The organism is Candidatus Anaeroferrophillus wilburensis, from assembly GCA_016934315.1.
Lineage (GTDB): Bacteria > Desulfobacterota > Anaeroferrophillalia > Anaeroferrophillales > Anaeroferrophillaceae > Anaeroferrophillus > Anaeroferrophillus wilburensis.
The window spans coordinates 1-25,109 of sequence record JAFGSY010000041.1 but is presented as its reverse complement, the minus strand read 5'-3'; the positions used below and the strand labels follow the sequence as shown (position 1 = coordinate 25,109).

At 52.7% G+C, this 25,109-nt stretch carries 25 protein-coding genes; 6 read left to right on the top strand and 19 right to left on the bottom strand.

The genetic code is table 11. From position 1 onward, the window contains the following. Nucleotides 1-24 precede the first annotated feature (24 nt). The 17 genes from JXO50_10730 to JXO50_10650 all read right to left on the bottom strand — a co-directional run bounded on the left by JXO50_10730 (nucleotide 25) and on the right by JXO50_10650 (nucleotide 18,067). Entirely contained in the window at nucleotides 25-756 is a 732-nt protein-coding gene (locus tag JXO50_10730) for an FtsQ-type POTRA domain-containing protein (GenBank protein ID MBN2333565.1), read from the bottom strand. A gap of 127 nt (nucleotides 757-883) precedes the next feature. Next, nucleotides 884-1,825, bottom strand: a complete 942-nt coding sequence (locus tag JXO50_10725; protein ID MBN2333564.1) for a D-alanine--D-alanine ligase — start codon at nucleotides 1,823-1,825, stop codon at nucleotides 884-886. Further along, nucleotides 1,825-2,811, bottom strand: coding sequence for a UDP-N-acetylmuramate dehydrogenase (gene murB, locus JXO50_10720; GenBank protein ID MBN2333563.1), 987 nt, complete (start codon nucleotides 2,809-2,811; stop codon nucleotides 1,825-1,827). The genes JXO50_10725 and murB overlap by 1 nt, the downstream gene beginning before the upstream one ends. Further along, complete coding sequence (locus JXO50_10715; GenBank protein MBN2333562.1) at nucleotides 2,811-3,137, bottom strand: BON domain-containing protein; 327 nt, start codon at nucleotides 3,135-3,137, stop codon at nucleotides 2,811-2,813. Before JXO50_10715 ends, murB begins: the two co-directional genes overlap by 1 nt. Nucleotides 3,138-3,235: 98 nt before the next feature. After that, nucleotides 3,236-4,603: a UDP-N-acetylmuramate--L-alanine ligase gene (locus tag JXO50_10710; protein MBN2333561.1), complete on the bottom strand. Its 1,368-nt coding sequence runs from the start codon at nucleotides 4,601-4,603 to the stop codon at nucleotides 3,236-3,238. After that, nucleotides 4,593-5,723: an undecaprenyldiphospho-muramoylpentapeptide beta-N-acetylglucosaminyltransferase gene (gene murG, locus JXO50_10705; GenBank protein MBN2333560.1), complete on the bottom strand. Its 1,131-nt coding sequence runs from the start codon at nucleotides 5,721-5,723 to the stop codon at nucleotides 4,593-4,595. The genes JXO50_10710 and murG overlap by 11 nt, the downstream gene beginning before the upstream one ends. Nucleotides 5,724-5,727: 4 nt before the next feature. Beyond that, complete coding sequence (gene ftsW / locus JXO50_10700) at nucleotides 5,728-6,846, bottom strand: putative lipid II flippase FtsW (GenBank protein ID MBN2333559.1); 1,119 nt, start codon at nucleotides 6,844-6,846, stop codon at nucleotides 5,728-5,730. Continuing rightward, a complete protein-coding gene (gene murD / locus JXO50_10695; GenBank protein MBN2333558.1) occupies nucleotides 6,843-8,324 on the bottom strand; it encodes a UDP-N-acetylmuramoyl-L-alanine--D-glutamate ligase in 1,482 nt (493 codons plus the stop codon). The genes ftsW and murD overlap by 4 nt, the downstream gene beginning before the upstream one ends. 69 nt (nucleotides 8,325-8,393) lie before the next feature. Continuing rightward, nucleotides 8,394-9,470, bottom strand: a complete 1,077-nt coding sequence (locus JXO50_10690; GenBank protein ID MBN2333557.1) for a phospho-N-acetylmuramoyl-pentapeptide-transferase — start codon at nucleotides 9,468-9,470, stop codon at nucleotides 8,394-8,396. Then, nucleotides 9,467-10,927 (bottom strand): UDP-N-acetylmuramoyl-tripeptide--D-alanyl-D-alanine ligase, encoded by a 1,461-nt coding sequence (locus tag JXO50_10685; GenBank protein ID MBN2333556.1) that lies wholly within the window; start codon nucleotides 10,925-10,927, stop codon nucleotides 9,467-9,469. Before JXO50_10685 ends, JXO50_10690 begins: the two co-directional genes overlap by 4 nt. Continuing rightward, complete coding sequence (locus JXO50_10680; protein ID MBN2333555.1) at nucleotides 10,924-12,402, bottom strand: UDP-N-acetylmuramoyl-L-alanyl-D-glutamate--2,6-diaminopimelate ligase; 1,479 nt, start codon at nucleotides 12,400-12,402, stop codon at nucleotides 10,924-10,926. Before JXO50_10680 ends, JXO50_10685 begins: the two co-directional genes overlap by 4 nt. A gap of 89 nt (nucleotides 12,403-12,491) precedes the next feature. Continuing rightward, complete coding sequence (locus JXO50_10675) at nucleotides 12,492-14,486, bottom strand: penicillin-binding protein (GenBank protein ID MBN2333554.1); 1,995 nt, start codon at nucleotides 14,484-14,486, stop codon at nucleotides 12,492-12,494. Continuing rightward, nucleotides 14,483-14,764, bottom strand: a complete 282-nt coding sequence (ftsL, locus tag JXO50_10670) for a cell division protein FtsL (GenBank protein ID MBN2333553.1) — start codon at nucleotides 14,762-14,764, stop codon at nucleotides 14,483-14,485. Before ftsL ends, JXO50_10675 begins: the two co-directional genes overlap by 4 nt. Continuing rightward, nucleotides 14,761-15,702, bottom strand: coding sequence for a 16S rRNA (cytosine(1402)-N(4))-methyltransferase RsmH (gene rsmH / locus JXO50_10665; protein ID MBN2333552.1), 942 nt, complete (start codon nucleotides 15,700-15,702; stop codon nucleotides 14,761-14,763). Before rsmH ends, ftsL begins: the two co-directional genes overlap by 4 nt. A 15-nt stretch (nucleotides 15,703-15,717) precedes the next feature. Beyond that, a complete protein-coding gene (gene mraZ, locus JXO50_10660) occupies nucleotides 15,718-16,161 on the bottom strand; it encodes a division/cell wall cluster transcriptional repressor MraZ (GenBank protein MBN2333551.1) in 444 nt (147 codons plus the stop codon). A 211-nt stretch (nucleotides 16,162-16,372) separates the two neighbouring features. After that, nucleotides 16,373-17,272 carry an AEC family transporter gene (locus tag JXO50_10655; protein ID MBN2333550.1) on the bottom strand — a complete coding sequence of 300 codons (900 nt, stop codon included), beginning with the start codon at nucleotides 17,270-17,272 and terminating at the stop codon, nucleotides 16,373-16,375. 84 nt (nucleotides 17,273-17,356) lie between these two features. After that, nucleotides 17,357-18,067, bottom strand: a complete 711-nt coding sequence (locus JXO50_10650) for a 16S rRNA (uracil(1498)-N(3))-methyltransferase (GenBank protein MBN2333549.1) — start codon at nucleotides 18,065-18,067, stop codon at nucleotides 17,357-17,359. A gap of 136 nt (nucleotides 18,068-18,203) precedes the next feature. Between JXO50_10650 and pyrF the strand changes: the two genes are divergently transcribed. Together pyrF and JXO50_10640 are read left to right on the top strand one after the other, a co-directional pair. Then, a complete protein-coding gene (gene pyrF, locus JXO50_10645; protein ID MBN2333548.1) occupies nucleotides 18,204-18,932 on the top strand; it encodes an orotidine-5'-phosphate decarboxylase in 729 nt (242 codons plus the stop codon). Between the two features lie 258 nt (nucleotides 18,933-19,190). Then, a complete protein-coding gene (locus tag JXO50_10640) occupies nucleotides 19,191-19,793 on the top strand; it encodes a hypothetical protein (GenBank protein MBN2333547.1) in 603 nt (200 codons plus the stop codon). Between the two features lie 128 nt (nucleotides 19,794-19,921). Here the strand turns inward: JXO50_10640 and JXO50_10635 are convergent, their stop codons facing one another. Together JXO50_10635 and JXO50_10630 are read right to left on the bottom strand one after the other, a co-directional pair. Beyond that, nucleotides 19,922-20,452, bottom strand: coding sequence for a TraR/DksA C4-type zinc finger protein (locus tag JXO50_10635; protein MBN2333546.1), 531 nt, complete (start codon nucleotides 20,450-20,452; stop codon nucleotides 19,922-19,924). 142 nt (nucleotides 20,453-20,594) lie between these two features. After that, nucleotides 20,595-20,783, bottom strand: coding sequence for a hypothetical protein (locus tag JXO50_10630; GenBank protein MBN2333545.1), 189 nt, complete (start codon nucleotides 20,781-20,783; stop codon nucleotides 20,595-20,597). 485 nt (nucleotides 20,784-21,268) lie between these two features. On the opposite strand from JXO50_10630, the gene JXO50_10625 reads away from it, so the two are divergent. The 4 genes from JXO50_10625 to JXO50_10610 form a co-directional block, all read left to right on the top strand. Beyond that, the gene (locus tag JXO50_10625) at nucleotides 21,269-23,170 is read left to right on the top strand and encodes a TonB-dependent receptor (GenBank protein MBN2333544.1); all 1,902 of its coding nucleotides are present in this window, start codon (nucleotides 21,269-21,271) and stop codon (nucleotides 23,168-23,170) included. 2 nt (nucleotides 23,171-23,172) lie between these two features. Next, the gene (locus JXO50_10620; protein ID MBN2333543.1) at nucleotides 23,173-23,721 is read left to right on the top strand and encodes a hypothetical protein; all 549 of its coding nucleotides are present in this window, start codon (nucleotides 23,173-23,175) and stop codon (nucleotides 23,719-23,721) included. Between the two features lie 40 nt (nucleotides 23,722-23,761). Further along, a complete protein-coding gene (locus JXO50_10615; protein ID MBN2333542.1) occupies nucleotides 23,762-24,133 on the top strand; it encodes a hypothetical protein in 372 nt (123 codons plus the stop codon). A gap of 2 nt (nucleotides 24,134-24,135) precedes the next feature. After that, nucleotides 24,136-25,109, top strand: a 974-nt coding sequence (locus tag JXO50_10610) for a HAMP domain-containing protein (GenBank protein MBN2333541.1), incomplete at its 3' end; no start/stop codon positions are given.

Here is a 25,109-nt window from a genome sequence, read left to right as displayed (position 1 = left end):
GGTTCCCCCGATCCTTGGCGCCGGTTACTGTACAGCGCTTTGATAACCAACCACCACCGCATGACTGCTGCGGCAGTCAAAACGCTGAGCCCGGTTTCCTTCGGTTCCCAGGTACTGCACCACCTTGTACCACTGTTGAAGTTTGACGCCAAAAGCTTCCAGCCCCAATTCAACCTGCCATGCATGACGACGGGTATAGATGGTCAGGCCGAAGGTGTCATCAAGATGAATCTCCGACAATCCTTCCTGGGCATAATCATCCTCCCCCTGCCAGCAGCCCAGCATCGCCAGCCCCAGGGTCAGCATAGCTCGGCCAGCTTCAGGATTCTTCTGGAGCATCTCGGTGTTCAAGCCGGTAAGCACCGGCAGATCCACTTCCTCCCCCTGTTCCACCCGTTTGAAAATCTGTCCGTGGCAATCTACATAGTAGAGACCATCCAGGTTGACCATGGCAACCGGAACCCGTTCAGCCACTGATACCATCAGCCTGTCAGGCCACTGCCGGCATACCTGGGCCGTCTGCACATAGGGCAACCGTTCCACCCGTCCCCGCATGAGTGACAGGTCGGCATCGAACAGGAGCATGCCAGGGTCCACCTCCAACTGCTGCACAATATCATCTTTGACTGTTTGATAATGACCTTCCACAACAACCTCCTTTACCGTTAACAGCTGTCGATTACGAAGCTCTTGCCTGATGCCGGCAGCAAAGTCTGCCTTTTTGGTCCAGAGCAGCAGGGAACATCCCACTAACATCAGTATTATAACTGCCTTGGGAACCCATGTTCTGAACTCTCTTTTCTTTTTCTGCCGGCGGCTACGGTTCAGTTCCCGGCGTGAATTGACCAGCTTTTTTTTCCGGCTTTCAGCCACAGGATATACCCTACGACCTACATTTTAAAGACGCCCCGGAGACGATTGTTTCAATCAGAGCCTCAAATCCCATCCCGGCCGCTGCCGCCGCCTTGGGCAGCAAGCTGGTGGCGGTCATCCCAGGAATGGTATTGATTTCAATAACATATGCTTTTGCATCAGGGCTGAGACGGAAATCAACCCGGACAGCCCCTTGACAACAGTCTGTAACCCGGCAGCTGGCCAGGGCCAGGCTCTGGATCGATCTGGTCAACACCGGGGCAAGTGGCGCCGGCACCAGATAGTCCGTCTCTCCGGCCGTATATTTTGCCTGATAGCTGTAGAAACCGGCGGCCGGGCAAATTTCAATGAGAGGCAACGGGGTTCCATTGAGTACAGAGGCGGTAATTTCCCTGCCAGGGATATACTGCTCCAGCAGGATCTCCCGTTCATAGCGAAAAGCCCCGGCCATCGCCGCTGCCAGATCAGAATGCCGCTCTACAATAGCAACTCCCAGACTGGAACCTTCACTGACCGGCTTGACCACCAGCGGATAACCCAGCGACCCTGCATCAGGCACCACATCAACCTGATCATGACAGGACAGATATGCGGGGGTGGCAATTCCGGCACTGCGCAGCAGATGTTTGGTTATCAGCTTATTCATCGCCACACTGCTGGCCATCACGCCAGGACCGGTATAAGGAATCTGCAGCAGCTCCAAAACCCCCTGGACAACACCATCCTCACCATAGCGACCATGGAGGGCAATGAACGCAACGTCAATCTGCTCCTCACGCAGACGGAATGGGAGATCACGACCAACGTCAATCGCCACGGTACGATAACCGCTCCGTTCCAAGGCCGATTGTATCGCAGCACCGGTTTTTAAAGAAATTTCCCGTTCGGCTGACAAGCCTCCCAAAAGGACTCCAATCTTTTTCTTTTTCAGCTGGTCAAGGGAAAAGTTCATCACATCTCCTCTTGCGGGACGTCAGAAACAACGAGACAATGATCATCACTAAACCGGATAATTTCCTCTTCCAACAAAACGCCAAATTGCCGGTAAACCAGCATTTTCACCTCATCGATAAGCCGAAAGACATCTGCTGCCGTCGCTCCCGGTTCAGTCGTGATGAAATTGGCATGCTGATCAGCAACCCGGGCCTTGCCCTGGCGGCGGCCACGACAGCCAGCCGCTTCAATGAGACGCCCGGCATAATCGCCCGGAGGATTTTTAAACACGGAGCCAGCTGAAGGGACTCCCCACGGCTGCCGCTGGCGGCGAATTTCACGGTACTCAGCCATCTTGGCGGCGATAGTTTCCGGTAATGCCGGTTGCAGCAACAAGCACACCGAAACGACCACCTGATCCGGTGCCACCCCCCCATCACGATAGGTCATGAACAACTCGTTTCTGGAACAGCAAGACAACTGTCCATCATAGTCACAACAACTCATGGCCATGAGCAGATCACCAAACTCCCGACCAAAGGCCCCGGCGTTCATAACCGCCGCGCCACCGACGGAACCGGGGATACCGGCAAGAAATTCCATCCCACCCCAACCCTGCTGCTGGCAGAACTGCACCAGGGTGGTTAATCGTACGCCAGCCTCCGCGGTGACGCTCACCTGCCCACGCTGAATCCGGATATCGGCAATATTGTTCATATGTTCCATCACACTAATCACCGCCGCCCGGCTTACCCCCTCATCAGCAACCACCACATTGGCACCGCCGCCAAGCACCAGAACCGGCACTGAGAGCTGTTTCAACCTGGCCAGCATGCCTTGCAGTTGGGAAGTTCCGTGTGGCGTAAGATAGAGGCGGGCAATACCCCCGACTTTCATCGTCGTTCGACCGGCCAACGGCACATCCTGCTGCACCTGGCTGCCAAACTCCCGGACCAGCCCGGCAATGATCTCATCAGCAAGTACGACCTGATTAACAGCCTGCATCAGGGAATAATCTTCAACATACTGGTAACTTTCCGCACCCCCTGAACATTTCGCGTGGCATCAAGAACCCGAGCCTCCTCATTTTCACTGTGAACACGGCCGGAAAGCACTACCTCCCCCTGATGAACATCAACATCGATGCCCAGCGACCTGACACCCGGCATACTGACCAGCTTGGTTTTTATGGTCGTCGCAATGGCACTGTCATCCAGCACCTGCCCCGCTGAGCGTCCGCCGGGGGTAGCACAGGCAGCCACATAAAAAACCATCAACACCATAACCAGTACGACTCCGGCTTTTGTTATCTTGTTCCCTTCCTGATGCATTATTCTCCTCCTCTGCTGGAACGTAAAAAATTCGGTTTTGCTGCCCTCCGCGAAAACATATTCCTCGACAAGCATGTTCCCTTCGTCCAGGTCATCTTTTATGAACCGGCCAGAGCATGCGCTACCCTGGTAATGTCGCCGGCGCCAAAGGTAATGACCACGTAGTTCTCCTGGACATGCTCAGCCAGATAGTCAAGGATACCTTGATGATCAGAACGATAGTGGACATTTTTGTGACCGTGATGGCGAATTTCATCGGCCAGATGCTCGCCACTGACCCCGGCAATGGGTGATTCACCGGCCGGGTAGATATCGCTGACCAGCAATTCATCCGCCTCATTGAAAGCAACCAAAAATTCATGGAACAGATGCTGGGTCCTGGTATAGCGATGCGGCTGGAAAACCACCAGCAACCGCCGACCGGGAAAAGCCTGGCGCAACGCCGCCAGAGTAACCTTGATCTCGGTTGGATGGTGGCCATAATCATCGATAACCAGCGCTCCCCGACACTCCCCCAGAACCTGCATCCGACGCTGCACACCGGCAAACATCTCAAGATTCCGCTGGATAAGGGCAAAATCGAGCCCCAGTTCAAAACCAGCAGCAACTGCCGCCAGAGCATTCTGCACATAATGGCGCCCTGGCAGACCAATGGTTATCTCCCCGAAAACCTGATCATTGCTGACCACCGTAAAAGAGCTGTGCATGCCCTCTATGCGAACATCAATGGCCTGAAAATCGGCCTGGGGGCTGAAACCATACGTACACAAACGGCGGCTGAGACGCGGGATAATTTCCTGAACCCGAGGATCATCAAGACAGACAATAACCAAACCGTAAAAAGGCACTTTATTGGCAAATGCGACAAACGTATCCTCAATTTCCGCCAGACCCCCCTGGTAGTGATCAAGATGCTCCCGATCAATATTGGTAATCACCGCGATAATCGGTGAAAGCGCCATGAAGGAGCCGTCGCTTTCATCGGCCTCGGCAACCAGGATTTCCCCCTGTCCCAAGCGGGCATTGCTCTTCAGACTATCCAGACGACCACCAATAACAATGGTTGGATCCAGATCGGTGCCGCTGAGCATAGTGGCAATCATCGAGGTCGTGGTGGTTTTGCCGTGGGTTCCGGCTACGGCAATGCCATATTTCAGCCGCATCAGTTCTGCCAGCATTTCAGCCCGGGGAATAACCGGGATCGCCCGCTCCAGCGCTTCAACCAGTTCAGGATTATCATTTTTTACAGCGGTCGAACGAACCACCACCTGCACATCCCCCACATGCTGCCGCGAATGCCCTAAATAGATTTCGGCCCCTAATTCCGCCAGGCGATCGGTAATCGGGGTTTGTCGTAGATCAGAGCCGGTCACCTGATACCCAAGGTTAAGCAGCACTTCGGCGATCCCGCTCATTCCGATGCCGCCAATACCGATAAAGTGGATCCTTTTTACCTTATGGTGCATCTTCACGCGCCTCCGAAACCTCTCCCGTTGTCAAGGACAGTATCCCCAGACAACGATCGACAATCTCGCCGACTGCCCTCGGGCATCCTAGGGCTGCCGCGGCCGCCTGCATGCTCTGCAAACGGCTGCGGTCCTGCAGCAAAGGCTGCAGCATCTCGGCCAATGACTCCCCGTTTAACTCATGGTCGCGAATCATCAAGGCAGCTCCACGAGCCATAAAAACTCTGGCGTTAAAATCCTGGTGGTCATGGGCGGCATGGGGATAGGGGACCAGGATTGCCGGCCTGCCGACGAGGGCCAGTTCCGCCAACGTCAAGGCACCCGCTCGACTGACAACCAGATCGGCAGCAGCATACTGCGGTGCCATATCAGGAAAAAATTCCGCCACCTCCGCCTCAATGCCATTCGCCTGGTAAGCCGCCTGCACTTGGGCATAATCACGGCTGCCGGTCTGATGAATAACCTTCAGCACCACACCGACCGCCTGCAGGCGAACCAAAGCCTCCGGTACCGCGGTGTTAAGAGAATGGGCTCCCTGACTGCCACCGACAACCAACATAGTCAATTCATGTCTGCCTCGGCGGCCGGTTTCAGTCTGGGTGGCAAAATCAAGGCGGACCGGATTGCCACAATTAATAATTTTCCGGCTATAGAGATGCTTTCTGGCTTCTTCAAAGGCGACAAAAACCGTTGCTGCCAAAGGAGCCAGAAGCCGATTTACCACCCCGGGAAAGGCATTCTGTTCTTGGATCACCAGCGGGATGGCGGCCAGACGGGCGGCCACCAGCATGGGAGCACTGGCATAGCCACCCAGGCCAATCACCAAATCCGGTTTATAACGAACTATGAACACCAGGGCCTGAATCAAAGCCGCCGGCAACCCTCCCATAACCCGCAGTTTTTCTCGCAGCCCTTTGCCCACCATGCCGCTGATGTTCATAAAAGCCAGGCGGTAGCCCAGGGGAGGTATGACCCTGCTTTCCAGCCCTTTCCGGGTGCCGACAAAAACGATCATAACCTCAGGAAAACGCCGCCGGAATTCCTGGGCCAGGGCAATACCGGGAAACAGGTGCCCTCCAGTCCCACCTCCGGCCAGCATAATTGTCTTTGGCTGTTTCATGAATTTATTTCCTGAAAAAACGCTGCCGATCACGGCCAGTTTCCGGCTGCCGGCAGATATTCAACAAAATACCCACCGCTGTCATACTGATTAGCAAGGAGGTCCCACCATAACTCAAGAAGGGATAGGTCAACCCCTTGGTGGGTAGCACCCCCATAGCCACCCCCATATTGACCAGCATCTGGAGGACAATGAGAAAAGTCAGCCCGGTAGCCAGCAGCAAACCAAAACGATCCTTGCTGGCAAGTGCAATCCTCAGACCGACAAAGAGGAATATCAGCAGCACCAGAATCAGGAAGCAGATCCCCATAAACCCCATCTCTTCACCAATGGCGGCCACAATAAAATCGGTATGGGGTTCAGGGAGGAAAAACAGTTTCTGTTTGCCGTTGCCCAAACCAACCCCGTTGATCCCACCAACCCCCAGGGCTATCATTGATTGGATAACCTGGAAACCGTTGCCGGTGGGATCCTGCCAGGGATCAAGAAAGGTGAGAATCCGCTTCATCCGATAAGGAGAAAAAACTACAGCCAGAGCCAGACCCGGCAGAGCCAGCAGGGCCAGGGAAAGCAGATGGACAACACGAGCGCCGCCAATCCAGCTCAGCATAAACGCCAGAACAAGGATGATCACCGAAGTGCCAAAATCAGGTTCCAGCATCAGCAAACCAACAAACATACCCAAAATCAGCAGCGGCGGCAGCAGGCCACGCTTGAACTCCCGCATGCGCGCCTCCTTCCTGGTCAGATAAGCCCCCAGGTAGATCACCATCACCAACTTGCAACACTCTGCCGGCTGAATGGAGAAGAAAGGCGTCTGCAACCATCGACTTGCCCCCCCGGCACGATGGCCAATCCCCGGGATAAGAACCATAATCAGCAGGATTGCGCTGAACGCCATCAGCGGCACCGATAGTTTTTCCCACCAATGATAATCCAGCAACCAGCAGATCATCATACTGGCACCGCCCAGAACCAAAAAAGCCAGCTGTTTGAAGAGGAAATAGTAGCTGTTGTTATAGGTGTTTTTGGCCAACACGGCACTGGCGCTGAAAATCATCAAAACCCCAATGGTCAGAAGGCAGGCAACGGTACTCAGGAGGATAATCTCCATACGCTTCATGGCAGGGCTCCCGAGGCAAGTTCGCTGACCACCGATTTAAAGCAATCCCCCCGATGGCGGTAACTGGCAAACTCATCAAAGCTCGCACATCCGGGCGACAGGAGGACCACATCACCGGCATGGGCTAACGTGGTGCCCTTGATGACCGCCTCCCGGAGATTGGCTGCCTGCTCACCGGCATAAAAGTGAGGCAGTTGGCGGGCAATCAGATCTGCTGCTTCACCAAAGGGGACAATATCCCGCACCCGGCCGCCCATGACGCCAGCCAAATCGCCGAACGATGCCCCCTTGTCCCGGCCGCCGAGCAGCAGCACGATGGGTTGATCAAAACTGTCGATCGCCCGGGCCACCGCATCCAGGTTGGTGGCTTTTGAGTCATTGACATACTCAATGCCCGCCACCCGGGCGACAAACTCCAGGCGATGGGGCAGGCCTTTGAAGGCGCTGATGGTTGCCAGCATCACCCGGGGATCAAGGCCATAGAGAAAACCCGCCAGAAAGGCCGCCAGGAGATTACTGCGATTATGCTCACCCGGCATGTGCACTTCCGGCAGTGGCACGGTACATGAACGCCCGCCGTCGTTGCCGGATATATGGCAGACAATCTTGCCTCCCAGACAGCAGCCGCCGTCTTCCACCATGGTTCGACAGCTGAAAGACACCGGCCGGGGCACCGACTCGCCCCTCAACCAGCGCTCATGCAGCAGCTGTAACTGATCGGCAAGCAGGAGATCATCTCTGTTGAGCAACAGAAAATCATCCCGCCCCTGGCATTGCATGATTTTCATCTTCGCTTGCAGATAGGCTTCATGGCTAGGATAGCGGTCCTGATGGTCAGGGGTTACGTTGAGGATTATCCCCACATGGGGGCGAAACTGCTCAATTCCTTCAAGCTGAAAACTGCTCAATTCAAGAATCCCCACATCCCAGTCGGCGTCGTCCCGGGCCATTTCGATTGCCGGCGTACCAATATTGCCGCCGACAAAAGGATGAAACCCGGCAGCGGCGAACAGCTCACCCAAAAGGGTCACCGTGGTGGTCTTGCCGTTGGTCCCCGTCAGGCCGATAAGGGGCAGGGAAACAGATCTACCAGCCAGCTCAAGCTCACCAATAACCGGAATACCTTTTTTGCGAGCCTGGCTGATCACCTCAAGGACAAGAGGGACGCCGGGACTGACGACAATCAGATCCTGCCTGAGAAACAGTTCTTGAGAATGCCCACCCGTTTCAATCGTAAGCAATGGCAGACTCTGCAGGCGGCCGATACTGTCTACCAGCTCGTCAGCCGGCCGATGATCAGACACGGAGACCAGCGCCCCCTGCCGGCAGAGAAAGGAAGCTACCGCTTCACCGCTGATGCCCAAACCCACCACCAGCACTTTTTTATCCCGCAGGCGCAGAGGGGGCAGATTTTCTGTACCTTTTTTCAGGCTGCCGGGATGTTCCATGACACCAGCTGTTGTTCCTCTGTTATCCATTACCCTGCAATGCCCCAGCCGTATTCCTCCGCAGAGAAATCTCTCTGCTGTAAAGTATCTCCATCACCCCTAACGCAGCTTAAGCGTACTTAAAGCCAGCAGCGCCAGCATAATCGAGATAATCCAAAACCTGACAATAACTTTGGGCTCCGCCCAGCCCTTTAGCTCAAAATGATGATGCAACGGCGCCATCCGGAAAACCCGTTTTCCTATGAGTTTGAAAGAAAGCACCTGGATAATGACGGACAGGGTTTCAAGGACAAAAATACCGCCCACCAAAAGCAGCACCATCTCCTGTTTGGTCATCACCGCCACCGCTCCCAGGCAGCTGCCCAGGGCGAGGGAACCAACATCACCCATGAAGATGGCGGCCGGATAGGTATTGAACCAGAGGAACCCCAACAGCGCTCCCACCATGGCGCCACAGAAGATGGCCAATTCGCCGACCCCGGGCAAATAGGTAATCTGCAGATACTCCGCTAATCTCAGGTTCCCGGCCAGGTAGGCAAACAGCAGATAAACGCTGAAGGAGATAATTGACGGACCGGTGGCCAAGCCGTCGAGGCCATCAGTAAGGTTGACCGCGTTGGAGGCTCCAACCACCACCAGGGTACCGAAAGGAATATACCACCAGCCAAGATCAGGAACAAAGCGCTTAAAAAAGGGCACCATCAGGGTCGAAGGATAGGATGACATGAAAAAAAGACAGCAGGTAAAAAAGACACCCACCAAAAGCTGCAGGCCAAGTTTTTTTCTTGCCGACAGCCCCTTGGCATTTTTATGGACCATTTTCCGGTAATCATCGATAAAACCGATAAACCCAAAGCTCAGGGCAACCATAATGACCAGCCAGATATAGCCATTGGCCAGGTTTGCCCAGAGCAGGGTTGAAACCACCACCGAAAAAAGGATCAGGGTACCGCCCATTGTCGGCGTCCCGGCCTTGTCCAGATGTGACTGTGGCCCATCCTCGCGGATCACTTGGCCAAGCTGGAGTTTTCGCAACCACTTGATTACCTTCGGCCCCAGATAAAAAGCCAGGAACAATGCCGTCAAGCTGGCATAAATAGTCCTGAAAGAGATATATTTGAAAACATTAAAGATACCCCACAGGTTATGCAGCGGATAGAGAAGATGGTAGATCATGATCCCGCCCCCTCTTCCGCCAGCAGCTGTGCAACCAGCTTGTCCATTGCCATTGCCCGGGATCCCTTGACTAAAATAATATGGTCACTCACCAGCCGCTGCTGGAGCAGGGCCGTTAATGCCGCCTCCTCTCCGGGGACAAAGGAAGCAATTGCCGAGGGCGGCATGCCCTCCTCCATCGCCGCGCGAGCCAGTTCCCGGGAACGGGTACCGTAGGTGATCAGAAGGTCCGGCTTCGTCCGGGCGGCGAAAGCACCCACCTGATAGTGCAGCTGGTCGGCCGCCGAACCCAGTTCAAACATATCGCCCAGAACCGCTACCGCATACCGGTGGCCACGCATTTCATTCAAGGTTTCCAGGGAAGCCATCATCGAGGCCGGGTTGGCGTTATAGGTATCATCAATAACTATCCGCCCCGATGGCAGCAGATGGGTGCAAAGCCGCCCGGCCATGGAGTTCATCCCCTCCAGGGCCCGGCCAACATCTTCCAGCGATACCCCCTCAACCCTGGCAACCGCCGCTGCCAACAGGGCATTCATGATATTATGCCGCCCCCACAGCGGCAGCACAATCGGCTGACGTTCACACTCATCTGATTCCAACACAAAGCAAACCCCATCCTCTTGACTGTCAATATCGATTGCCCGCATGGACCAGCCGGCTGCATCCTTCATGGTAACCGGCATCAGCCGCCACTGACGGGCATACTCCCGCCCAGCTTCGGCAACGATCCTGGCAACCTGCGGGTCATCAGCGTTGTAGACAATATAGCCCTGCTCCCGAAGACCGGCAAAAATTTCGCTTTTCGCCCGGGCAATGGCCTCAAGTGATCCCAATCCCTCAAGATGAGCTTCGGCCACATTGGTCAACACCACCCCATGGGGACGGCTGATGGCCGCCAGCCGGGCAATTTCTCCCGGTCGGTTCATCCCCATCTCCAGCACTACCACCTGATGCCCCTGGTGCACATCAAAGATGGTCAAGGGAACGCCAATAAGATTATTGAAATTACCCCTGTTCCGATGGACATTCCACTGCCGCGCCAGAACGGCGGCAATCATCTCCTTGGTTGTCGTTTTACCGTTCGAGCCGGTAACCGCAATCACTTTCGGCAGCGTTTTTGCCAGCCACCAGGAGGCCAGATCACCCAAAGCTTTCAGGGGATCATCCACCACCAGTAGGGAGGTGGTACACGCTACCTGCCTATCGAGCTCTTCGTCAGCCGCGACAACCACCGCAGCGGCGCCTCCGGCCACCGCCTGGGGAATAAAATCATGACCGTCAAACCGATCACCCTTAAGACAGAAAAAAAGATTGCCCGGTTGCACCTGGCGGCTGTCGGTTGCCACCCCTGCCAGAGCTGTGGCCTGACCAACAACCGACAATGGTGTGGCTTTCAGCACCGCAATGGCCTCGGCAAGGGTCAACTCAATAGTCTGCACCGGGAGACTTTTCACGCTGCCATAACCTCCCGCGCCACCGCAACATCGTCAAAAGGAAGCTGTCTAGCACCAACCTGCTGATAGGTCTCGTGCCCTTTACCGGCCAGCAGCACCAGGTCCCCGGGACAGCTGGCGGCGATAATCCTGCTTATGGCCCGTCGGCGATCTACTTCCACGATCACTGCCGGGGACTGCTCCATCCCTGACAGAATATCGGCGATAATCACTTCCGGATCTTCATGGCGGGGATTGTCGCTGGTCACTACCACCAGGTCGCTGTAACGCTGGGCAATGGCTCCCATGGCCGGTCTTTTCTGACGGTCACGATTACCGCCGCAGCCGAACAGGGTCAATAGACGGCCGCCGGATACCGTTTCTTTCAGGGTACTCAAGACGCCTTCCAGGGCATCGGGTGTATGGGCATAATCGACAAAAACATGAATCCGGCGCTGGTTTGGCACCCGTTCCAGACGTCCCGGAACCGAGGAAAAGCTGGCGACTCCTTGTTGCAGTTCTGCCACTCCACACCCCAACCGCCTGGCAGCCGCCACCGCCGCCAGCACATTGGCAACGTTGAAACGGCCGATCAACGGCGATTGGAAGGCCAAGGCTTCACCTGCCGTTGAGAGAACAAAATGGGCTCCCTGGGAAGTAAGCCGAAGTTCAGCCGCCAATAAGTCGGGATGGTCTATGAGTCCATAGGATTCTTTCGGTTCTGCCACTTCCGCCAGCAAGCGGCAACCCCAGGGATCATCACTGTTGATTATTTTCACCGCCTGACGATGCTCGTCGGCAAAAAGTCGCTTTTTAGCCTGGAAATAGTCCTCCATATCCCGATGATAATCGAGATGTTCGTGGGTCAGGTTGGTAAACACCACCTCGGCAAAAGGCAGGCCATAGACCCGCTCCTGGATCAGGGCATGGGAGGACACCTCCATGATGCAACAGGTAACCCCGGCATCAACCATCTGGCGGAGCAGCTGTTGCAGCTGCTCCGGCCCCGGCGTTGTCCGGTCCGCCACCCGCTCGGTACCGGAAAAACGGTAGCTGACGGTACCCACCACTCCCACTTGAAATCCGGCCCCTTGCAGCAGGTGTTCCAGCAGGTAGGAAACGGTTGTTTTGCCGTTGGTCCCCGTAATGCCGATCAGATGCAGCTTCTGGGCCGGGAAACCATGCCAGCAGGCTGCCAGCAGAGCCAGAGATTTGCGGCTGTCCGCAACCAGGCAGAGGGCCCGGCCAGCCGGCAAAGCGCTATGCTGAGTAACAAACACCGTCGGTGAATCAACCAACACCGCTGCCGCTCCCCGCCGCCAGGCATCGGCAATAAACTGATGACCATCAACAGCCGTTCCCGAAACCGCCACGAACAAACTGCCGGCAATGACCTGACGTGAATCGGACACCACCGAGGTGATCATCACCCCATGATCGCCAGCCAACGTTTCCACCTGACAGCAATCAAGCAGCTGTTTAAGGGGAAGGATCATCTCTGTTGGATCTGCTTTGCCCACTCGACCATTTCCCGTGTCTTATCTGTCCATCCAGACTCATTCATTACACCAGATGAACGAATTAATTAATTTTCCGCAGTTAAAACAAATTCAATCCCGGCTCCCGCCATCAGGCGCCTGCCAGGCAGTGGTTTCTGCTTTTTAACCCGCCCGCTGCCTTCAATCTTCAGCGGCCCGGGTAATGTACCAAAATGCGATAGCACCTCACGCAACGAACAACCGGAAAAATCAGGCATCACCCCAGCGGCTACCGGCACAACACCTTCCTCTTCCCTGACCGGTGCGGTCGCCAACGACATCCTGCCGGCAGGCAATGCCCCCTGACCCTGAACCAGCGTTACGCGGCTGGATGGCTCAACATTAAGATATGCCATAACCCGCTGGCCAATCCGGCGGAAAGCCGGCGCCGCCACCATGCCGCCGTAAATGCTGGTCCGGGGTTCATCAATCAGCACATAGATGAGCAGCTTGCCGGAGCCTTCCGGAGCCGGGATAAAACCAATGAACGAGGCCAGGTAATCGGACCGGGAATAGCATTTTTTCTGCTGGTCATACTTCTGTGCCGTGCCGGTTTTTCCGGCCACCCAGTAGCCGGGAATCGCGGCTTCCGGGGCAGTACCATCATCCTCCACCACCATCTCCAACATCGCCGAAACCTGACTGGCAACCGCTGGCGACAGCACCTGGCTTCGTGATTTTTCCGGGTGATGCTGATATACCTTCCAACCGCTTTCATCAACAATCTGGTCAACCAGGTATGGTTTTACCCGGTAGCCGCCGTTGGCCAGCATGGCATAAGCACTGGCCAGCTGTACCGGTGTCACCCCAACCCCCTGACCAAACGAGATGTTGCAAAAATCGATTTCTTTCCATTGCTGCCAATCACGCAGCGTTCCCGGTTTTTCTCCAGGGAAATCAATGTCGGTTTTTTCCCCAAAACCACAGCGCTGAAGGAACTCATACAACGATTGCCTGCCCAGCAGCGCAGCGATTTTTGAACAACCGATATTACTGGAAAACTTAACAATCTCACCGGCACTAAGCTCATCATACTCGTGGGTGTCATGAATCGTTCGACCACCCACTCGATATTTGCCGCCTTCACAGTCGATCAGCTCCGTGGGGCTGATGACGCCCTTTTCCAGTGCGGCTGCAACGGTAAAAACCTTAAAAGTTGAGCCAGGCTCGATAACGTCGACGATGGCCCGGTTGCGCCAGATCTGCGGCTGAGAGCTGGAAAACGAGTTGGGATTGAAAAACGGATAGTGGGACATGGCCAGCACAGCGCCACTATCCACATCCATTACCAGCGCAAGCCCTCTCGCACCTTGGGAACTTTTCACTGCCCGGGCCAATTCCTGATCAACCGCATACTGAATCGCCCGATCAATGGTCAGTTTGACGACCCGTCCCCGCACCCCTTCCGGAGCCCCCAGCCCCTGGGGATCAAGAACCCGACGACGGGCATCCCGCTCAAGGAAAACCACATTCCTCTTGCCCTGCAGATGGCGGTTATAACGCAGCTCAAGTCCTTCCAGCCCGGTATTATCAACACCGACAAAACCCAGAAGCTGGCCGGCCAATTCTCGGTTGGGATAAAAACGCCGGCTCTCCTTGGCAAACTCAACCCCCTTGAGTTTTAATTTCCGCACCGCTTCAGCCTGACTGGGGAGAACATCCCGATCAAGCCATTCAAAAGGCTTTTTGCTCTGCAGCTTGCGGTACACCTCTTGCCGGGAAAGACCAAGGATCCGGGCCAACGTACCGGCATGCTGTTTTTTATTTTCCACCTTTTGCGGCCGTACGCAGATGGATTCAGTCTCCAGGCTGATGGCAAGCTTCTTCCCCCGGGCATCAAGAATTTCTCCCCGCTCGGGTCTGATCTCCACCGCCAGACTGTTCTGGCAACGACACCTGGCCAGAAAAAAATCATACCGGACAACCTGCAGATAGTAAGCTCGCGTCAGCAGGCCACCGGCACCGACCACCAGCACCACCGCCAAAGTCAGGGCCTTCCAATGTTCCAACCGTCGGTTTTCCGCTCTGCGAGGGCGCTTCATTTGAGCATTACCTTCTGGTCTGCATCAGGATACCGCAAGCCGCACTTCTGGCGGGCAATTTTTTCCAGACGTGCCGGCTGCATCAGGGTTGCAATCTCGGTTTTCAACTTTTTATTCTGCTGCTGATCAACCCTCAAGCTGCGGCGCACATCCACCAGCTGATATCCCAGCTCAACTACCTGGTAATGAACCCATGCATAGAGAAAAATAGTCAGCACCAGGGTTAGCACCAAACCGCCATTGAGCATCTGACGCCAGGAAATGCCGGTCTTTTTCATAACCGTTCCACGGCCCGCAACCGGGCGCTGCGACTGCGGGGATTACGCTCCTTTTCCTCCGCTTGAGGAACGACCGCTTTCTGCTGCAGCAAACGCACCCGGGGAATTACGCCGCAGGCGCAGACCGGCAGATCGGGGGGGCAGAGACAGCGGGCTGCCCATTGTCTGAACATCTGTTTGACAATCCTGTCCTCCAGCGAATGATAGGCAATAACCACCAGGCGGCCAGCCGGGTTGAGTCGCTCAAGAGCCACCGACAGTACATCTACCAGAGCCTGCAATTCTCCATTAACGGCAATCCTTAAGGCTTGAAAAACCTTGGTTGCCGGATGAATACGTCGATGGGCTTTTGCCGGTGGCGTCATTGACATGATTAGCTCCGCCAACTCTCTGGTGGTGGTAATCGCTTTTACCGCCCGGGCAGCAACAAGGGCTTTGGCAATCGACTTGGCATAAGGTTCCTCCCCGAAGCGCTGAAAAATTTCCTGGAGCTGCTCAGCAGGGCAGGTGGCAACAATATCCGCCGCAGTACGTTCCTGCCGGCGGTCCATCCGCATATCCAGAGGACCGTCCAGCTGAAAACTGAATCCCCGGGGGCCACTGCCGAGCTGATAGGATGACAGGCCAAGATCTAACAGCAGTCCATCGACAGAACGAACCCGAGCCTCATCCAGAAGCCGGGAAAGATCGGCAAAATTCCCCTGCAGCATGAGGAAACGGTCGCCATAACGCTCCCGCAGTTCTGCTGACCGGTGAACGGCAGCCTGATCACGGTCAATGGCGATCACCCGCACCTGGGGACCAGCATGTTCCAGGATTGCCCGACAATGCCCGCCACCACCAAAGGTCGCATCAACAAAGATGCCGGGACCATGTTGGAAGCGGGAAATATTCAGATAGTTCAGGGTTTCAGAGAGGAGAACAGGGACATGCTTCATTGCAGTCCACACATATCAGATGCCAAATTCGGCCATTGCCGCGCTGATGTCTCCGGCAGATCCGAGCGTCTCGGACAACTCCGCTTCCCAGCGCTCCTTGCTCCAGATCTCAATCTTCTTGACGGCACAAACTATAACGGCGTCCTTTTCCAACTGTGCATAGCTTCTCAAGGAGGGGGGAACCAGAATCCGACCCTGCTTATCCAGAGAACATTCAACCGCAGCAGAAAGGTAAAACCGATGAAAGCTTTTTACTTCCTTTTTATTTTGCGGCAGGAGGGAAACCTTATCTTCAAGACGAGTCCATTCGGGATAAGGGAAACAGTCAAGGCAACCGTCGAAACCATTGGTCACCATCAGCGAAGGAGTATATTCCTTAACCAGCAATTCCCGCACTTTCACCGGGATATTCAGCCTCCCCTTCACATCGATGGCATACTCGTAACGGCCGCGAAACACCGATCCACCTCACCGGAAACACCTTCTTGGGGCACAATTACCCACTTTCAACCACTTATACCCACTGTGATACCTCCCCGCCCCCCGTTTGTCAAGCAGAAAAATAAAAAAAACCGTGCTTTCACACGGTTTGTCAAACTATTATAAAATATTGTTCTAGCACATCACGAGACAGCCATGACAACCCTCCAGGATCACCAAATTGCTGTTATCATACACCGAGATACAGGAGGACAAACGTCAGCGTAACCCCGCTGAGCAGAGTTGATATGAAGATTGTTCCGGCAACCATCTCCGGATGGGTGTCATAGTTGATGGCATAGAGCAGGGGGATAATCGCCGAAGGGGTGCTGGTCTGCAAAATCAGCACGTTGCGGGGCAATCCTTCGATGTTGAGCAACGCACACAACAGAATGGCAATCACCGGGGAAAGGATGAGGCGTAAAAAGCTGCTGCCCAAAGCCGGCAGCAGCACCCCTTTGATGCTGGTTCTGGCCAGCTGCATGCCCAGCAGCATCAAAAGCCCGGGGATCGCCGCCTGCCCCACCAGATCAATCGCTTTCAAGGCCACGGAGGGAATGGGCAGTTGCATGCTGCGACAGATGGTGGCCAGAATAATCGCATGAAAAAGCGGTACCTTGAAAATTTCCAGCACAGATTTTCTCACGCTTGCCTGACCACGGGACGCAATATACACGGCCAAAGTTCCCAGGGGAAAGGTAAACAGCACGAGAATAATTACCCCATAGGCCAGCCCTTCGGCGCCATAGGCGAAAAACACCAGAGGCAGGCCGTAGTTGCCCGTATTCATCATAATCGTCGACAGGGAAAAAGCGCTGCTTTTCTGGATATCATATCCCAGCAGCCGACTAACAACCACAGAAATTCCCCAGAAAAACAGGGTCAGCAGAATCATGAAAACAATCGCTCGAGGCAGAAACACGGCAATCTGCTCATGGCCCTTGATTAATCCGGAAAAAATCAGGCAGGGGGTGAAAAAGTAGAGGGTCAGATCGGAAATAGATTTGAAATCAGGTCGCTTGCTTTTTTCAAACAGCGCTCCAAAAGCAATAATGAGAAAAATGGGCAGCAGAATATTGACAAAAACCATCAACTGGCATCCTTTACATCAATGACACACCATCTAAGCTGTCACATGGGACAAAAACCGACGTGCCCAGCGGCGGTTGCCGCCCTACAACAAGCGGCCCAAGAGCGCCGGCACCGCCTGCTCCACCCGCAGGATACGGGGGCCGAGCGACACGGTTGCAAACCCGACCTCCCGCAAAACCTCAATTTCGTAGGCCACCAAGCCCCCTTCGGGGCCGATGAAAAGGCTTATGGACCGCTGGCCGCGGGCCGGTACGTTCAGTTCAGCTGCCGGAAGAGCCAGCATGGGCACGGTCCCGGCAATGAACAGAGGCAGTTCATCCTCCATAAACGGTTTAAACCGGGAACGCAACAAAATCTGCGGCGGCACGGTATCACCCGCCTGCTCTAACCCCAGCAGCACCTGCTCGTTGAGACTCTTTTCGGCAAGTAGAGGACTCTGCCAATAGCTCTTCTCCACCCGCCAGGTTTTCAACAGCACCATGTTTTTTATACCCATGGCGACCACCCCCTGAATTACCCGTTTCAATACTTTCGGACGGGGGAGCGCCATAATGAGGGTAATCGGCAACGGCGCAGGCGGCTTATCCGCCAGAGTAACCTCCATTTCCAGAATTTCAGGCGTGCAGCGGGTAACCAATCCCCGGCCCAGCAGCCCTTGCCACAAACCAACCCGCAGTTGTTTCCCCGGCTGGGCATGGTGGATGCCATACACATGGTGGGCTCGACGGCCGGTCAATCTCACCCGCGACGACCCCGCAATAAAATCATCGGCAAACAGCACAATCAGGTTCATGGCCCAACACTCCTCCGGCAGCTGAGCAATGTAGCCCATCATCCAAAAAATGTGAAGGATTATGTCATTGACAAAACAGCGAATGGATTACATTATAGGATTTATGATCTTACACTTCCCGAAAGGATGATTGCCAATGACCAAGGAACATATTCCCCTCAATGAACGGATTATTTTTGCCCTTGATGTTCCCTCGGCCAATGAGGCCAAGGAATGGGTTGAACGTCTGGAAAGTCACGTCAGATTTTACAAGGTGGGGCTGCAGCTCTTTCTCGCCGGCGGCTTTCCCATGGTGGAATGGCTTACCAGGCGGGGTCACAAGGTCATGCTGGACCTGAAATTTTTTGATGTTCCGGCAACCGTGGAACGGGCAGTTCAGCAGGTGAACGACCATGGCGTCGCCTTTACGACCGTCCATGGCAATGATGCCATTATTGAAGCCGCCGTTGCCAGCAGGAAAGACGTCAAAATCCTGGGAGTGACGGTCCTGACCAGCTTTGCCGAGGATGACCTGCGTCAATTGGGTCTTACCGGCACTATTGAAGAGCTGGTCTATTACCGGGCGAAAAAAGCTCTGGAACTGGGCTGCGATGGACTTGTCTCGTCAGGCTTGGAAGCTCAGCGGATGCGTGCCCACCTGGGGAATAATTTCCTTATTGTCACCCCGGGGATCAGGCCCGGCATCAACCGTGAGGTTGAAGCAGATGACCAGAAGCGGATTGCCACCGCCAAACTGGCTATCCAGGATGGCGCCGACTATGTTGTCGTCGGCCGGCCCATCAAGCAGGCAGCCGATCCCCTAGCCGTCGTTGGCGATTTGCAAGATGAAATCAGCATTGCTCTGGTGGCCAGAGATAATCAATAGATTCATAAACCGGTGAGCTTAGCTTTTATGTAGCTGATGCCATGGTTGTTGCCAAATAAGGAAAATTTGTTCTCAATGTAGGTGTTTTTTTACTATTTTTTCCTGATGTTACAAAAAATAACAAATAGCTTCCCGCTACCACCCTGCAATCATGTGCAATATATAAAAAAAACGGTTAAGGCATGATTATTGCTTAATCTTATAAGATTGTTGTTTGACATTCTATAAACACCAACAGAAAATTTACAGGAGGATTAAATGAAAAAAAAGGCTGGAATGCTTGTTTTTGCTGTTTTACTATTATCAGCATTTTGCATCTCACCCGTCTTAGCAGTTCCTAAAGACGGTCAAGTCCCCAATGGGCAGGCTGGTAAATCTCCCAATGGCAAACTGTATCTTTTCGAAAAAAATCCCGAAACGTGGGCCGTTATCAGCGATGGTGCTTGGGGAAAAATGAAGTACAGTCTCTGGGGGGAAGCGTTTAAATTCAACTTCAATGGCCATCGTCTTGAACCAGGCATCAGCTATACCCTGATCTACTACCCTGATCCCTGGCCGGGCAACGGGCTTGCATGCCTAGGAACCGCCATTGCGGATGAGTACGGCAATGTCCACATCAAATACACACTTGAAGGTCTCTGCGATCTACCAGCCGATTATGATCAAAATTATGGCTATGGGGCAAAAATCTGGCTGGTATTAACCGATGATGTTGATGAAACGACAGGCCAGATGATTGGCTGGAATCCCAGCGAATACCTTTTTGAATATACCCTGATCAATTTTGACGATCTGACGTGTGACTATGTGGCAGATGATGAGCCAACCGCAGAAGAACCAGAACCTTTAGCCACTGAATAGATCTTTACCGTTTGACTATTAAAAAAGAGGCGGGTCCTCGCAGGGGCCTGCCTCTTTCTTGTCCTTTCAATTACATAAATGCAATTCAATCATGCCATCAACAACCCTTTTCACTAAAAACCACCAATTCAAGACTGATCAGCACAGGGAATGCAGAGAAGTCTGCCGGCAGCATCCCTGACCCTGGTCTCCATCACCATCTCCCCGCAACGTTCGCAAACAACTGACTGCCTAATTCTCGCCTTTGGCGGCTCGGGGATTGTTACCGGAGTCAGCATCACAATATCACTCTCAGCAGCACCCTTGAGCCAGTCAATAAACTTTTGGCGATCCTGCCTGATCCCGGCAGGGGCGTTTGTATCGGTAAACGCCACTCGCACTCCTTTTCCACTTTGGCGCGAATACAATGTATACACCTGCTTGCCATAATCACGGAAAATCAGATTGCCCTTGCCGAAGGTACAGCCACTGATGAACTGCAGGGCATCGACCCCGCAGGCATCGTTCTCAACAATGGCAACCAGCTCTTCGTCTTCCGCCTGGTTTTGAGCAAGAAAATTCATTGCCGCAGTGGTCATCCGATAGCCTATGGCCAGCCCGGGACAACTGTGTCCATGAAAAGAGATAAGGTCATTATAGTCAATCATACAACCCTCCATTGAAACGGTGCCAACAGCATCACGCCAAGATGAAAATTAATCTCATTATAGCATACTGAGATAACGAATTCAGCCTCCTTTGAAGCTTTCCCACAAAAAAATCTTTCAACGACACCGGCAGGCAGCACAAAACCAAATTTCATCATCTACCAGTCTTTCTTTTTTTGACCATGACCACAATGATGTTCAGCAGAACGATAAGACCAATGCCGAGAAGAACCTTTGTTGAAATCCGACCCCCCAGAAGATCGAACAGTGAACTGCCGAATACCACATAGGCAACGCAGGCAAACTGCACTGATTTTGGCCGGATTTCTTTACTTGCACGCATAAAAAGCGCCTCTGTAAAGACAGTCCTCTTAGTACCGCTAAATACCAGGATGAATCAAGGATAATACGCCATAGTTGCGGCACTACAGTTTTGGCAAGCAAACATCATGAGTCAGCAAGTACGGGGATTTACAAGAAAATTCTCAAAAAACGAGGATGACCTATTAAAGAAAATTTCAAGTATTGGTAGGAATGGCCGAATAACTTTTAAGATTGTTTATGCTTGCATTGCGCAGCGATGATCCAACAAGGTTTATTAATCGTAAGGTTTCTTTGGTGGTGAGAACAGTGAAAAAGCTAAACCTACCGCTGATAATTGTATCATTTTGTTTTATTTCCTTGTTCCCTCCAGTCTTGCTGGCCGGGGATAAATCTGCATCACTACTAGCTTTGGCCGAGGAAGAGAGTGTAATGCTCGGCCTTTTTTATGATGTGAGTTCATTGCCCACCAGAACTCCTCGACCAATCGGTAAGTCACCAGCCGTCATGACGGTGATAACCGCGGAACAACTGCAGCGATTGGGCGTCAGGGATTTGCGTGATGTCTGGCCATTGATTCCCGGGATGCAGGAGGGGATTGCTACTGCCGGCTACAGCCAGCTTACGTTCAGGGGGGTTCGCTCGAGAGGAGCAGAAAGGCTTAAGATTCTTATTGATGGTCATGATGTCAATTTGGCTCTGACGGGAGGAGGCGCATTCTTTTATAGCGATCTGGCTGTTGATTACATCCAGAAGATCGAAGTGCTGCGCGGTCCTGGTTCCACCCTGTATGGCAGTGATGCCCTGCTGGGGGTTGTCAATATCATAACCAACCGGACCGTTGCCACTGACGGTCTAACCACAAGTGTCCGATTTGGCACCGAAGATCTGCAGCGCTACAACGTGGAGTTGAAAAACTCCTTTGACAAGCTTTCCTGTTGGGGGAATATCAATTATTTTCGCACCCACGGCGGGGAGGTAAAGGTTGAATCTGATATCCTGTCATCATCACCGGTTAATGGTGATGTTTCCCGAGCACCCGGGCCTAGCAGTGAATGGGTGAACCGTACTGATTTATCCTTTGGCCTGGAAACCGGAAACTGGAGATTGCAAGGACAATATCTACATCATAGCGATGGCGGTTTTTTCAATCCGGGAAAATCCCTTTCGGATCAAACGACCTTGACTCGGGATTATTTCTGGAGCGATTTGAACTATAGCAACTCCTTTAATGATGATCTGCTGTTTCTCCAGGCAAAGCTGTTCTACAATGGTTATAATCATGATTTTGATGTTAATCTGCAACCTCCTGGCTTCCAGGATGTCAATGGAGTATACCCCGATGGAATTTATAGTGACCAGAATGCCCGGGTCGATGAAGGTGGCGGTGAGCTGCAACTGGATGTTCATGCCTGGGCAGGCCACCTGACTACCATCGGTGGTGAACTGAGAAAGTCATATCTTCACGATGCTGAGCATCATGCCAACTACGATCCGACACCATTGGCGGAAAAACAGGATGTCAGCGACCGGTTCAACTGGATTTCTGAAGCAGATCGTTTTTTTTGCAGTATATTCCTCCAAGATCAGTGGGACATTACTCCGAAAGTTAGTATGACTCTGGGAGGGCGGCTCGACTATTACGATGATTTTGGTAATGCTTTTTCCCCCAGTATCGGTATGGTCTATGCCCCGCAACCAGAATGGCGGTTAAAATTGTCCTACAGCGAGGCTTTTCGGGCTCCAAGTTTCAGGGAACTGTACAAACTTGATGGAGGTAATCCGTCGATGGGCAATCCGGACTTGGACGCCGAGGAGGTCGATTCCTGGCAAGCCAGTCTTGAATGGCATCCCGGTTGTTGTTTCAGCGCCCAGCTATCGGGATATTGGAATTACTTCGATCATATGATCGATCTATTTTACGATGACATAACTGGTCTGGCACAGTTTGAAAACAGTTGTAAGTGCCGAAACTGGGGTTTGGATCTGGACGTCCGTTATCAGCTTCCCGGATTGTTATCGAAAGTATCCTGCTTTACGACTATTTCCTATATTGATCATAAAAAAAGTAATGGCGATGATGTCCCCGGCGTTGCCCAATGGTTGGGAAGTGCAGGCTTTGACTGGGCTTTAGATCGGTTTTGTAATCTGAATATGAGCTTTTTCTTTAGGGATAGGATTGAAGCCGTTGAAGGAATTACGCTGGAGGATGTGGATGCCTATTGGTTAACCAATCTGGCGGTCACGGTTCATGATTTACGAGGTCTGGTTCCTGGTTTGGATTTGGTTCTTTCAGTTCATAACCTTTTTGATGTTGACTATGCATATCCTGACATCACTTGGAGGCTTTCAGATCATTTCGCCAGACCGGGAATCAGCGGCGAATTGTGGGCAAAGTACCGGTTTTAAGAATGGAACAGAATCGGCTGAAAATTGTAATGATGCTGGGAATCCTGCTGATTGGCATTTTCAGTTCATCAGTTTTTGCTTTTGCCACAGAATCGGCAGAAAATCGCAGAGTTGCCCTGGTGTATCGTGGCGATCTGTCCTTTCATCAGGTTTTGATCAAAAACCTTGAAGCGGAAATGGGGCAGATGAACCCTGAGATTCAAGTGATAAACTGGCCGGTAACCAGCGAATGGAACGACAATGATCTCGATGCATTCCGTCGCCAAAAACCATCATTAATCATTGTTTTCGGTGATACGGCCCTGACGTTCTGTCTGCAAACAGAAACTAATGCCAACGGAATATTTCTTTTTGTTGCCAAACCGAAATTGGCTGTCCGGGCTATGGAAAAAACCGGCAAGTGGACCGGCACCTTTTTATGGGTAGATCCAGCGGTCCAGTTGCGGCAGATAAAATTACTATTCCCCAAGATAAAAACACTGGGATTGCTCACCAGCGGTTATTTGACCAGCCAATTGGACATGAGCCCGCCAAGTAGGGCTGGATCTTGATGTTGTCCAGATTTCCTCTCCACGCGAGGTATTGCCAGCCTTGAAAAATCTTTTCCAAAGTTCCGATGCTGTCTGGGCTTTTCCGGATCCGCTCTTGCTGAATACGGTCATCATCAAAGAAATACTTCGTATGCAGCATGACTATCACCGTCCCGTAATTGGTGCCGCTTTTCCCTTCGCAAAATACGGTGCTCTCTGCGCTATCCATTATTCCCCTGAAATGTTGTTGCAGGAAACTGCGGCAGCCGTAGTGACTTTTTCCAGAACCGGCGCTTTGCCGGCCAGCGGGAGCTTTTCTGCCTCCAGTTCCATGGTCAGTGTAAATCAGAACATGGCTGAATATTTTTATTTTTCAGTTCCTGATCCGCTGAAAGGTATGGTTGAAATGATCTCGCCCGAACTGGAGAACTAGCGATGAACGCGATCAAGAAATTAACACCACGTACTTTGCTTGCCCAGATTCTGGTGGGGTTCACCAGCAGTATTTTGCTTTTTTCATTGGCTTTCCTGTTCACTCATCGATATTTCAACATGCGCTTTGTTCAAGATTTGCTGTATCAGTCAGGAAAAATCCAGGCTTCATATCTGGCCAGAGCGTCAGCCATTGGCCTTTATACGGAAAACAAACTCCTGCTACGGGAACCTCTGGCAGCCGTTTTGGAACACCGGGATGTTGCCGGCATAGCAATCTATGATAGAACCGGCAATCTGTGGTTTAAAAAAATTAAACCGCGGACAAACTTTATTGAAATTTCCCCAGTGGATATCATGAACTATGGTGTTTTGCTAGGTAGCGGAAAAAAATTATTACCTGTAGTTCATCAAGAAAATCTCAGTTTTTTTAGCCCAATTTTTATCAGCCATCTTGAAGATCTAACTGGCGACCCTGGTTTTTCCCATAAGCAGAATCTCGGCCTGGCTCGGGTGCTGATTACCCGTGATTCGATCCAAAGCCAGTTTCAAAAAATCCGTTTTATTGATACTGTCTGCTTTCTGATGGCGGTCGCTCTTTCTTTGCTTATGGGGCTGTGGATCTCACGTCGTCTGGTGGCTCCGGTGAAAGCGCTGACTGAGGGGGCAAAACGGGCAGCTACCGGGAACTTACAGGTTCCGGTAGCCAGTTATGCCACAGGTGAACTGGCAGAACTTACATGGTCATTTAACAGCATGCTTGAAGCACGCCAAAAATATGAACTACTATTAGCACGCGAATTGAATGACAATGTTGAGCTGACGGATCTATCCAGCCAATTGATTGCCCATCCTGACAATTTAGAAAGTATCGCCAACCTGATTCTTGAAAAAGCTAAAAAACTTACCCGTAGTGAGCATGGCTACTACGGTGGTCCCCAAAAATTGGACAATGTGTTAAGCTCTGAGTCACCCGT

Bases quoted from the DNA above. Each gene is read 5' to 3' on its own strand.
- JXO50_10650 (MBN2333549.1), bottom strand. From the start codon at position 18,067: ATGAACCTGATTGTGCTGTTTGCCGATGATTTTATTGCGGGGTCGTCG.
- JXO50_10710 (MBN2333561.1), bottom strand. From the start codon at position 4,603: ATGCACCATAAGGTAAAAAGGATCCACTTTATCGGTATTGGCGGCATC.
- JXO50_10635 (MBN2333546.1), bottom strand. From the start codon at position 20,452: ATGGAGGGTTGTATGATTGACTATAATGACCTTATCTCTTTTCATGGA.
- JXO50_10630 (MBN2333545.1), bottom strand. From the start codon at position 20,783: ATGCGTGCAAGTAAAGAAATCCGGCCAAAATCAGTGCAGTTTGCCTGC.
- JXO50_10675 (MBN2333554.1), bottom strand. From the start codon at position 14,486: ATGAAGCGCCCTCGCAGAGCGGAAAACCGACGGTTGGAACATTGGAAG.
- JXO50_10620 (MBN2333543.1), top strand. From the start codon at position 23,173: ATGGAACAGAATCGGCTGAAAATTGTAATGATGCTGGGAATCCTGCTG.
- ftsL (MBN2333553.1), bottom strand. From the start codon at position 14,764: ATGAAAAAGACCGGCATTTCCTGGCGTCAGATGCTCAATGGCGGTTTG.
- JXO50_10625 (MBN2333544.1), top strand. From the start codon at position 21,269: ATGACGGTGATAACCGCGGAACAACTGCAGCGATTGGGCGTCAGGGAT.
- JXO50_10640 (MBN2333547.1), top strand. From the start codon at position 19,191: ATGAAAAAAAAGGCTGGAATGCTTGTTTTTGCTGTTTTACTATTATCA.
- JXO50_10725 (MBN2333564.1), bottom strand. From the start codon at position 1,825: ATGAACTTTTCCCTTGACCAGCTGAAAAAGAAAAAGATTGGAGTCCTT.
- murG (MBN2333560.1), bottom strand. From the start codon at position 5,723: ATGAAACAGCCAAAGACAATTATGCTGGCCGGAGGTGGGACTGGAGGG.
- pyrF (MBN2333548.1), top strand. From the start codon at position 18,204: ATGACCAAGGAACATATTCCCCTCAATGAACGGATTATTTTTGCCCTT.
- murD (MBN2333558.1), bottom strand. From the start codon at position 8,324: ATGGATAACAGAGGAACAACAGCTGGTGTCATGGAACATCCCGGCAGC.
- JXO50_10730 (MBN2333565.1), bottom strand. From the start codon at position 756: ATGTTAGTGGGATGTTCCCTGCTGCTCTGGACCAAAAAGGCAGACTTT.
- JXO50_10715 (MBN2333562.1), bottom strand. From the start codon at position 3,137: ATGCATCAGGAAGGGAACAAGATAACAAAAGCCGGAGTCGTACTGGTT.
- JXO50_10680 (MBN2333555.1), bottom strand. From the start codon at position 12,402: ATGATCCTTCCCCTTAAACAGCTGCTTGATTGCTGTCAGGTGGAAACG.
- JXO50_10690 (MBN2333557.1), bottom strand. From the start codon at position 9,470: ATGATCTACCATCTTCTCTATCCGCTGCATAACCTGTGGGGTATCTTT.
- ftsW (MBN2333559.1), bottom strand. From the start codon at position 6,846: ATGAAGCGTATGGAGATTATCCTCCTGAGTACCGTTGCCTGCCTTCTG.
- rsmH (MBN2333552.1), bottom strand. From the start codon at position 15,702: ATGAAGCATGTCCCTGTTCTCCTCTCTGAAACCCTGAACTATCTGAAT.
- murB (MBN2333563.1), bottom strand. From the start codon at position 2,811: ATGCAGGCTGTTAATCAGGTCGTACTTGCTGATGAGATCATTGCCGGG.
- JXO50_10655 (MBN2333550.1), bottom strand. From the start codon at position 17,272: ATGGTTTTTGTCAATATTCTGCTGCCCATTTTTCTCATTATTGCTTTT.